A 9,037-nucleotide genomic window follows, 5' to 3' on the forward strand; every position below is an offset into this window, starting at 1 on the left:
TCCACCCAGACGTCCTGGATGGCGGTGACCTCGCCGGTCTCCCGCGTGGGCACGATCATCCCGTCCACGTCCAGGGCGACTTGGATCCCCGGTCGCGCTTCAGGCGCGGCGGCAGCCCGCCCTTCGACGGGCGTCCGTCGGCCGAGACCTCCTCGGCCCCCACATAGGCGGGCTCGATGCGGTACTCCACGGGGACGCCGCCGATGGCGTAGTCCTTTCGCAGCGGGTGGCCGACCCATTCGTCGGGCATGATGATCCGCTTCAGGTTGGGGTGGCCGGCGAAGGTGATCCCCATGAGGTCGAAGGCCTCGCGCTCCTGCCAGTCGGCCGTGGGCCACACGCTCACCGCCGACGCCACCACGGGGTCGTCGCCCGGCAGCATCACCTTCACGCGCAGGCGGTCGTTGTGCGCGAACGAGTAGAGATGGTAGTGCACGTGGAACCGCGGCTCTCGCGGGTACCAGTCGACCGACGACAGGTCGGCCAGCATGTCGAAGCCACACTCGTCGCGCAGCAGGGTGAGCACGGCCACCAGGTTCTCGCGCCCCGCGACCAGCACGTCTTCGCCGAGGTCAACGCGCGCCCCGGCCGGCGTCTCGGCCAGGGCCTCGGGAAAAGATTCACGAACTCGGGCGGCCACGGCGTCGAGTCGGCTCACGATGGCCTACCGCGCCCGGCCCAGCTTGAGCGGCTGGTGCTTGATCTTCTCGTGCAGCTTGAGGATGCCCTCGATGAGCATCTCCGGGCGCGGCGGGCAGCCGGGCACGTACACGTCCACCGGCACGATCTGGTCCACGCCCTGCACGATGGCGTAGTTGTTGAACATCCCCCCGCACGACGCGCACGCCCCCATGGAGATGACCCACTTGGGCTCGGCCATCTGGTCGTAGATCTGCCTCAGCACGGGGGCCATCTTCTGCGAGAGGCGTCCGGCCACGATCATGAGGTCGGCCTGGCGCGGCGAGGCGCGGAACGCCTCCATACCGAAGCGCGCGATGTCGTAGCGCGGCGCGGCCGTCTGCATCATCTCGATGGCGCAGCAGGCCAGGCCGAAGGTGGCCGGCCAGAGCGAGCCCTTGCGGGCCCAGTTGGCCAGCTTCTCGACCGTGGTGACGAGGATGCCGCCAGGCAGCTTCTCGAGTCCGCTCCCGGTGCCCATGATCAGTCCCACTCCAATCCGCCGCGCTTCCAGTCGTAGACGTAGGCGATCATGAGCAGCCCGATGAAGATGCCCATCTCGATCAGGCCGAACAGCTTGAGCTGCCGGAAGACGACCGCCCAGGGGTACAGGAAGATCACCTCGACGTCGAACACCACGAACAGCATCGCGGTCAGGTAGAACCTCACCGGATACCGCTCGCCCTTGGGGAGCCGGCCCGGCTCGATGCCCGACTCGTAGGCGGAGTACTTGGCCCGGGTGGGCCGGTGGGGGGCCAGGAACGCCGACACGAGGATGGAGAGCACGGCGAAGCCCGTCGCCAGCGCCATCATGACGAGGATCGGGGTGAAGGAGCCGAGGCTCACGTTTGGCCTCCCACCGGCGCGTCGGGACCGTCGGCACGCTGGCGCGTGCGGGGTGAAGTAGGGGACGGAGCCGCCAAACTACGTGCCCCTTCCGATCGCGCGCAAACCACGCTCCACATGGTCCTCACCTCGACGGAGCCATCCAGGTCAGAGCCCGTACGACCCGGTCGGCGGCGTCCCCGCCGGTGGGCTCGTGCAGGTTGGCGAGCAGCTTGAGCACGACCCGCATCAGGGTCGGCCGGGGCAGCCCGTACCTGGTCGCGATCCTCATGACCCGGGGGTCGCCGATCGCGCGCACGAACACCCGGCCGAGGGCGAAGTACGACCCGTAGCGGAGCTCGACCCCGGAGCGGTAGCGGCGCAGCAGGGACCGGTCGCCGCTGGCGAGCACGGCCAGCCCGGTCTCGGCCGCGAGCCGGCCGCTCTCCATCGCGTAGTCGATGCCCTCGCCGTTGAACGGGTTGACCAGCCCGGCCGCGTCGCCCACGAACATGACCCCCCGGTACAGGGCCGGGTGCCGGTTGGCGGCCATCGGCAGGGGGGCCGACCGGGGCTTGCCGATTGCGTCGGCGGGCGTGAACTCCCAGTCCCGCCCGACCGTCGGGAGCCAGTCGTCCAGGAGCCGGCGGTAGTTGGTGTTGCGGAAGTGGCTCGAGGTGTTGAGCAGGCCGAGGCCGACATTCAGGGTGCCGTCGGCCATCGGGAACACCCAGCCATAGCCAGGCAGGAGGTCGTCGCCCCGCCACAGCTCCAGGTAGGAGTCGAGCCAGGGGTCGTGGTCGCGCCCGCTGACGAAGTACTGGCGGATGGCCACGCCGATGGGCCGGCGCTCGTCCCGGTGCAGGCCGAGGGTCTGGGCGAACCGGCTGGAGGCGCCGTCGGCGGCGACCACGACCTCGGCCCGCACGTCGACCGGGTCCTCACCCTCGCGGCGGACCACCGCCCCGCGGACCAGCCCGTGCTCGACGAGCGGGGCGAGCGCCTCGGTCGAGTCCCAGAGCGTCGCCCCTGCCTTCTCGGCATGGCGGGCCAGGAGCTGGTCGAAGTCGGTCCGCGGCCGGGCCAGCCCGTAGGACGGGTACGCCGACAGCTCGGGCCAGGGCAGCTCGAGCACCAGCCCGCCGCCGTGCACCTTGAGCCCGGCACTGCGCGACCAGGTCCGGTACTCCTCGCGAAGGCCCATCGCGTCGAGCCCGGCCACCGCCCGGGGGGTCAGCCCGTCGCCGCAGATCTTGTCGCGGGGGTAGCCGGCCTTCTCCACCAGCAGCACGCGCGCGCCGGCACGGGCGAAGTGGTAGGCGGTCGCCGCCCCACCCGGCCCCCCGCCGACCACGAGCGCGTCGTACTGGCTGGTCATCGTCGTCTCCAGGCTCCGCGTGTCCTTGTGAATCGGCGCACAAGTCGCCACCCGGAGTGTAGGCCAGCTGGCGCGCTCCGGCAACGCCGGGCCGGGCCGGAGCACGCAAAGCATAGTTCCCCGCCGGGGAGGAGGCGCGACAGACCGGGTTTCTGCTTGCCTGGCCTTGGGGATCATGCTCGGCATGGTGGTACGCAAGCGGCATGCCAAGCGGCGCCCGGTCGGCGCCCCGCAGGAGGTGCGCTCGATCGACGGGCTCCGCCGCTGCGCCGCCGACGACTGCACCGCGCGCCTGTCCCGCTACAACCCGACCTCCCGCTGCGGCATCCACGCGGGGTGGGATCACGAGATCGTGCGGCGCAAACCGCGAACCAGCTAGTCTCGCTCGATGTGGGGGAGCTCGCTCTGGCGTGGCGTGTAGTCTCGCTCGATGTGGGGGAACTCGCTCTGGTGTGGCGTGCCCTGACCGTAGTCCTGGTTCGATGTGGGGGGAGCTCGCTCCCCCCACGGCCCCCCAACAGCGCCTGCGCCAGCTTCCCGGGGGCGCCGCGGGTGCACCAGGACACGCTCCCCCCACGGCCCCCCAACAGCGCCTGCGCCAGCTCCCCGGGGGCGCCGCGGTCTGGCAGGTCCACGCTCTCCCCACGACCCCCAAGAGCGCCGGTGGCATGGCCCGCCTGGTCAGGCCGCCGCCCCGTAGTGCAGGGCCACGATGCCGCCTGACAGGTTTCGCCAGCGGACCTTCTCGAAGCCGGCTTCCTGGACCCATCTGGCCAGGCCCTGCTGGTCGGGCCAGGCGCCGATCGAGCGGGCCAGGTACTGGTAGGCCTCGGGGTCGCTGGACAGCCTGCGGGCGGCCAGGGGCATGAGCCGGGTCAGGTAGCGCCCGTAGACCCGGCTGAGCACGGGGACCACCGGCTGCGAGAACTCGCAGACGACCAGGCGCCCACCAGGGCGCAGGACGCGGCGGAACTCGAGCAGGCCCTGGCCGGGCTCTGGCAGGTTCCGCAGCCCGAACGCGATGGTCAGCACGTCGGCCGACCCATCGGCCAGGGGCAGCTGGAGCGCGTCGGCCACCGCGAACCGCCCGGCACCGGCCTCGCCCTTCCCCGCCCCCCGGCGCACCATCTCCCACGAGAAGTCGAACCCGGTCACGATCGCGCCCGGGGCGAGCCTGGCCAGCTCCCGGGTGAGCGCCCCGGTCCCGCAGGCGACGTCGACCGCGAGCTCCCCCGCCTCCAGCGCGGCGGCCGCGGCGGCCGCCCGGCGCCAGGCCCGGTCCTGCCCCAGCGAGAACACCGTGTTGGCAAGGTCGTACCTGGGCGCCACCCGGTCGAACATGTGCTGCACCCCCGCCGAGGTCCGCTCGGCCGCCGGTGACACACCCATGCGGGCTCCTCCAAGTCCGGGAACAGGGGCCGTCATCCTCCCATCCCGCGGCGCGGGAGCGCCGGGTCCAGCCACCAGGCACACCGTTCGACCGGACCGGGGTGGGAAGGGGATAGGAACTGGATCACGGTTTTGGGATGCTACGTCCGTCCGTCTGTGTCTGCCGGACTGTGTCTGCCGGACTGGAGGGGTCGCATGCGGCGGAGTGTCCCAGGCATCGTCCTCGCCCTCGTCCTCGTGCTGTCCGGCACGGGCGCGGCGGTCGGGACGCCCGCCGGGGCCGCACCGCCGCTGCCCGACTCGATCGCGTCCATCGGCGACTCGGTCAGCCAGGCGTTCGACGCCTGCTGCTGGTACGGCGACCATCCCAGCCTGTCGTGGTCGACCGGCTGGCTCCCGCGCGACGGCATCACCAGCCACTACGAGCGGATCCGGGCACTGAGCCCGGCCGTGGCCGGACGGCGCTGGAACCTCGCGGTGAGCGGCGCCAAGATGGCCGGCGGCCCGGCGCAGGCGCGCTTGGCAGTGGCCCACCAGGCCCGGTACGTCACCGTGCTGCTCGCCGCCAACGACCTGTGCACCTCGTCGGCGGCCGCCATGACACCGGCCGCGGCCTTCGCCGGCCAGTGGTGGGCGACGCTGGCGGTGCTGCGGAGTGGGCTGCCACCCGGCGCGCACGTGTTCGTCAGCAGCATCCCCGACCTCCACTGGCTCTGGGAGGTCCTCCACACCAAGCGCCGGGCCCGCCTGGCGTGGCGGCTGGGCCGCATCTGCCCGTCGATGCTGGCCCAGTCCAACAGCCCCGAGCAGCGGCAGGCGGTCGTGGAGCGGACACACCAGTACAACCACATCCTCGCGGACGCCTGCGCAGCCTGGAGCGCCTGCCGCTTCGACGGTCTGGCCACGCACCGGTACCAGTTCGCCGCCAGCCAGGTCTCGGTGCTCGACTACTTCCACCCGGACCTCGAGGGGCAGGCGGAGCTGGCCCGCGTGACCTGGGCGGCGTCCTTCTGGGCCGACCTCGGCACGTGACCCGCCCGGGCCGACCCCAGTGCGTGACCTGCGGCGGCGCTGGCGAGTGGACGCTATGCCGAGGCAAGGGATGGGGGCCTGGTGCTGCCCTGTGGGGGGCAGCAGGGCGGCACCAGGCGGGGCAGGGCTGGCGCTGGTGGCCCACAGCACCCGTCCTGCCCGGATGGAGCGTCCCCCGCCTCATGACCGTACGGCCCCACACGCCGCAGGACCGTTACGGCCCCGTACGCCTCATGACCGTTACGGCCCCGCGGTCGTCGAGGCGTGTAACGCTCGGGACGGCCCTGGCGCTTCTTGAGCTGAGACGTGTCGGCGGCTGCAGGCCGCCCTGGTGTCCCGCCAGGGGGCCTCGTCCCCCACCGATCCCGATCGGCACGTCAGCTCAGTCAACCCGAAGAGCTTCGGGCCGGAGACGGTCACGGCTCGATGCCGAGCACGGCGCGTTCAACCCTGCCCACCCTCATCTTGGAGGTGCGCATGCGCAGCAAGGTCGCCACGGTCGCCACCCTTGCTCCTCGGCCATCACCGGTGCGGCCGCAGCCGTGACCGGCTACTGACGCACCTGCGTGGTGGGGCAGGGCTGTGCGAGCGCCCTTTGGGGAGGGAGGCCCCGCCCTGCCCCACCACCCCGAACACCAGCGCGGATGCTCGAAGCTGCCTGGTCGCCCCGGGGAGCAGCAGGACCCCGGGCCTTGGGCCCGCCCCCGGCCCGGGCCCGGGGTCCACAACCTCAAACAGGGCCATGGAGCGCGTGCGGACGACGAGCACGTGGCTCCTCCTCGCCGGCAACGGTGCAGGCGGCCTCGGTCGCCCTCAGACCCCAGCGTAGCTGTGCAGCCCCACCACCCAGATGTTGACCACGTAGAAGTTCACCAGCAGCGCGACCAGGCCGAGCACGCCGATCCAGGCCGCGCCGCGGCCACGCCAGCCGGCGGTGGCCCTGGCGTGGAGGTAGGCCGCGAACACGACCCATGTGATGAACGACCACGTCTCCTTGGGGTCCCAGCCCCAGTACCGGCCCCAGGCCGACTGAGCCCAGACGGCGCCCGCGATGATCGCGAACGTCCAGATGGGGAAGCCGAACGCGGTCGTACGGTAGGCGAGGTCGTCCAGCCGCTTGGCCGAGGGCATCCGGTCCCAGACCGTGGGGGCCGGCAGCGGCTCGGCGTCGCGCGCCTCCGCCTCCTCCTCGACGTAGCTCGCGATGGCCTCGCGCACCTCGGCCCGGTCGGCGGTTTGGGCGCCGCCGGCCACCAGCGGCGGGCGCGGCCCGGCGGCGCGCCGCTCGAAGTGGTCCTTGACCAGGTACAGGACGCTGAAGACGGCGGCCAGGCAGAGCACCGACGACCCGACGATGGCCGCGGCCACGTGGATCTTGATCCAGCCCGAGTTCAGTGCGGGCACCAGCGGACCGGCCGGCGTTCGCAGGGCCACGCCACCGATGGCGATGGCGAGCACGGCGGGCAGGAGCACGAAGACCCCGAGCGGCCTCACCTCGGGCCGGCGGGCCAGCCAGACGAGGAACGCGGTCACGGTGACCACCCCGACCATGACCGAGTACTCGTACATGTTGCCCCAGGGCACCCGCTGGGCGGCCAGCCCTCTGGCCACGGCGGCGGTCACGTTGGCCCCCAGCCCGGCCACCGTGACCGCCACGCCGGCCCGGCCGGCCCAGCGCAGCCGGTAGGCAAACTCGAAGCCGAACAGCACCGCGCCGACCGCGTAGCTGAGCACGGCCAGCCAGACCAACGTGTCGGACAGTTCAGCCATCCTCGCGGTCGACATGGGCCTCGCTCCTGTTGCGCGTCGTCTCGCGCGTCGTCGGGTCGCTCACCCCGAGGGGGACCTGGCGGCGGCCTGGTCCTCCTCGGCCACGCCGGCGGCCGCCTCGTCCTCCTCGGCTACGCCGCCTAGGGTATCCCTGCCACCGGCATGCGGCGACCGGTCGAGCTCGCGGCCGAGCTCGGCCGCGAGCTCCTGGAACTCGTCGGCAAAGGCCGTCTTGCCCTGCAGGGCGAGCCCGGCCACCTCCACCCGGGAAGCTCCCGGCCCGGCCGGGGCCGCCCGCACCCAGACCCGGCGCCGGGTCACGTAGAGGGACGGCAGCAGGCCGAGCAGGATGAGCACGGCCGCCGCCAGCACGACTGGCACACCGGGGTCTCGGGCCAGGGTGAGCACGGTGTACTGGCGCACGCCGGTGAACGAGACCGTGCCCAGGCCGCCAGGCAGCGCCTTGGTCTGCCCCAGGGGGATCAGCAGCGGCCGGTCGGCGAGCGGGCGCAGGTCTGTGCGGTCGAGCGTGAACACGCTCTGGACCTCGTCGGCGTGGAGGTCGCCCTGCCACGGGAAGACCACCAGCAGCGGGTTGACCAGGCGGGGGTCGTTGCCGATCTCGGCCCGCCCGTCCGGGCCGGGAGTGAGCTGGAAGCCGGTGAACATGGTGACGTCGAGCCCTACCTGCGGGTCGAGCATGGGCAGCTTGACCGCCCCGTTGGACACCTCGGTGGCCTGGTCGCGCAGGGTGAGCAGGGGGCCGTCCTGAGGCACGGTGCGCCTGCCCCCGGGCCGGCTCAGTGTGACCTTCACCACCGGCGCGTAGCCGTAGTCGGACTGGAACACCCGCGTGCCGTCCACGGTCATGGGCCGGTTCACCCCTACCCGCTGCCGCTGGGTGCGCCCTTCTGCGTCCACGGCGGTCAGCTGGGAGGCGAAGTCGCGCGGCTGCCCCGACGGCCAGAACGAGTTGGTGAAGTCGTCCAGCCTGAGGCTGAACTGGGGGAGCTGCTCGGGCCCGTACCAGCGGCCCGGGGTGAACGCGTCGTAGTTGACCCGGGTGTTGGAGATGGTGTCGCCCTCGACCAGGGTGACCTGGCCGCGGTAGCCCCAGCCCTTGCCGTAGGCGAGCCCGACCAGCAGGAGCAGGAACGACACGTGGAACACCAGGCTCCCCGCCTCCCGCAGGTAGCCCTTCTCGGCCGCCACGGCGTCGCCGTGCACGGCCGCGCGGTAGCGCCGCCGGCGCAGCACGCGCCTGGCCGCGGCCAGCGCCTGCTCGGGTGGGACGGCCGGGTCGAAGGTGGCCGTGTTGCGGTAGCGGTCCAGCCCGGCGCCGGACCGCGGGGGCCGGGCCCGGACCATGCGGGCGAACGCCCTGGCCCTCGGGATCAGGCAGGCGACCAGCGCGGTGAGCAGGGCGACGTAGATGGCGGTGAACCAGGCCGAGCCGAACACGTCGAACATGCCGAGGCGGTCCAGGGTCGGCCCGACCCCCGGGTGGTCGGCGAGGTACTGGGCGACCCGCTGCGGCGCCAGGCCCCGCTGGGGGAACAGGCTCCCGAGGATGGCGGCGACGGCGATGGTGAACAGCAGGATCAGCGCGGTCCGCATGGAGCGGAACTCGCGCCAGGCCTGCCGCACGGTCAGCCCGAGGGGCTGGCGGGACGGGCCCGGGCCGGGCCGGGTGGCCGACTCAGGTGACTGCACCGCCAAGCGACCACCTTCTTCTACCCAAGCGACTACCCAAGTGACTACCTTCACCCACCAGGAGACTGCCTTTACCCAGGCGACTGCCTTTACCCAAGCGACTGCCTTTACCCAAGCGACCACCTTCTTCTACAGGGGGAGGGAGACAGCGCCCGCCCAGGACTGGAGCCGGACCAGGAAGTCGGCCCACAGCCCGGTCACCAGGAGCAGGCCGATGACCACCAGCATCCCGCCGCCGGCGAGCTCGAACAA

The 9,037-nt window shown here is 72.3% G+C and carries 8 protein-coding genes and 1 pseudogene; 2 read left to right on the top strand and 7 right to left on the bottom strand.

The genetic code is table 11. The features are described 5' to 3' along the window. Positions 1–55: 55 nt before the first annotated feature. The 4 genes and pseudogenes from VG276_15530 to VG276_15545 form a co-directional block, all read right to left on the bottom strand. A complete protein-coding gene (locus VG276_15530) occupies positions 56–658 on the bottom strand; it encodes an NADH-quinone oxidoreductase subunit C (protein ID HEV8650763.1) in 603 nt (200 codons plus the stop codon). A gap of 39 nt (positions 659–697) precedes the next feature. Then, positions 698–1,159: pseudogene (locus VG276_15535) on the bottom strand (NADH-quinone oxidoreductase subunit B family protein). A gap of 2 nt (positions 1,160–1,161) precedes the next feature. After that, positions 1,162–1,524, bottom strand: a complete 363-nt coding sequence (locus tag VG276_15540) for an NADH-quinone oxidoreductase subunit A (GenBank protein HEV8650764.1) — start codon at positions 1,522–1,524, stop codon at positions 1,162–1,164. 124 nt (positions 1,525–1,648) lie between these two features. After that, complete coding sequence (locus tag VG276_15545; protein ID HEV8650765.1) at positions 1,649–2,881, bottom strand: geranylgeranyl reductase family protein; 1,233 nt, start codon at positions 2,879–2,881, stop codon at positions 1,649–1,651. A gap of 184 nt (positions 2,882–3,065) precedes the next feature. Between VG276_15545 and VG276_15550 the strand changes: the two genes are divergently transcribed. Beyond that, the gene (locus VG276_15550) at positions 3,066–3,260 is read left to right on the top strand and encodes a hypothetical protein (protein HEV8650766.1); all 195 of its coding nucleotides are present in this window, start codon (positions 3,066–3,068) and stop codon (positions 3,258–3,260) included. 302 nt (positions 3,261–3,562) lie between these two features. Here the strand turns inward: VG276_15550 and VG276_15555 are convergent, their stop codons facing one another. Beyond that, the gene (locus VG276_15555) at positions 3,563–4,270 is read right to left on the bottom strand and encodes a ubiquinone/menaquinone biosynthesis methyltransferase (GenBank protein ID HEV8650767.1); all 708 of its coding nucleotides are present in this window, start codon (positions 4,268–4,270) and stop codon (positions 3,563–3,565) included. 195 nt (positions 4,271–4,465) lie between these two features. Here VG276_15555 and VG276_15560 point away from each other — a divergent pair, with 195 nt between their 5' ends. Then, a complete protein-coding gene (locus tag VG276_15560; protein ID HEV8650768.1) occupies positions 4,466–5,302 on the top strand; it encodes a GDSL-type esterase/lipase family protein in 837 nt (278 codons plus the stop codon). Positions 5,303–6,115: 813 nt separating this feature from the next. Here VG276_15560 and ccsB read toward each other — a convergent pair. Together ccsB and VG276_15570 are read right to left on the bottom strand one after the other, a co-directional pair. Continuing rightward, entirely contained in the window at positions 6,116–7,087 is a 972-nt protein-coding gene (ccsB, locus tag VG276_15565; protein HEV8650769.1) for a c-type cytochrome biogenesis protein CcsB, read from the bottom strand. Positions 7,088–7,132: 45 nt separating this feature from the next. Next, positions 7,133–8,785: a cytochrome c biogenesis protein ResB gene (locus VG276_15570; GenBank protein HEV8650770.1), complete on the bottom strand. Its 1,653-nt coding sequence runs from the start codon at positions 8,783–8,785 to the stop codon at positions 7,133–7,135. Positions 8,786–9,037: the final 252 nt, after the last annotated feature.

The organism is Actinomycetes bacterium (assembly GCA_036000965.1).
Lineage (GTDB): Bacteria > Actinomycetota > CALGFH01 > CALGFH01 > CALGFH01 > DASYUT01.

Coding starts and splice junctions, on each gene's coding strand:
- VG276_15545 (HEV8650765.1), bottom strand. CDS start 2,881: ATGACCAGCCAGTACGACGCGCTCGTGGTCGGCGGGGGGCCGGGTGGG.
- VG276_15550 (HEV8650766.1), top strand. CDS start 3,066: ATGGTGGTACGCAAGCGGCATGCCAAGCGGCGCCCGGTCGGCGCCCCG.
- VG276_15555 (HEV8650767.1), bottom strand. CDS start 4,270: ATGGGTGTGTCACCGGCGGCCGAGCGGACCTCGGCGGGGGTGCAGCAC.
- VG276_15560 (HEV8650768.1), top strand. CDS start 4,466: ATGCGGCGGAGTGTCCCAGGCATCGTCCTCGCCCTCGTCCTCGTGCTG.
- ccsB (HEV8650769.1), bottom strand. CDS start 7,087: ATGTCGACCGCGAGGATGGCTGAACTGTCCGACACGTTGGTCTGGCTG.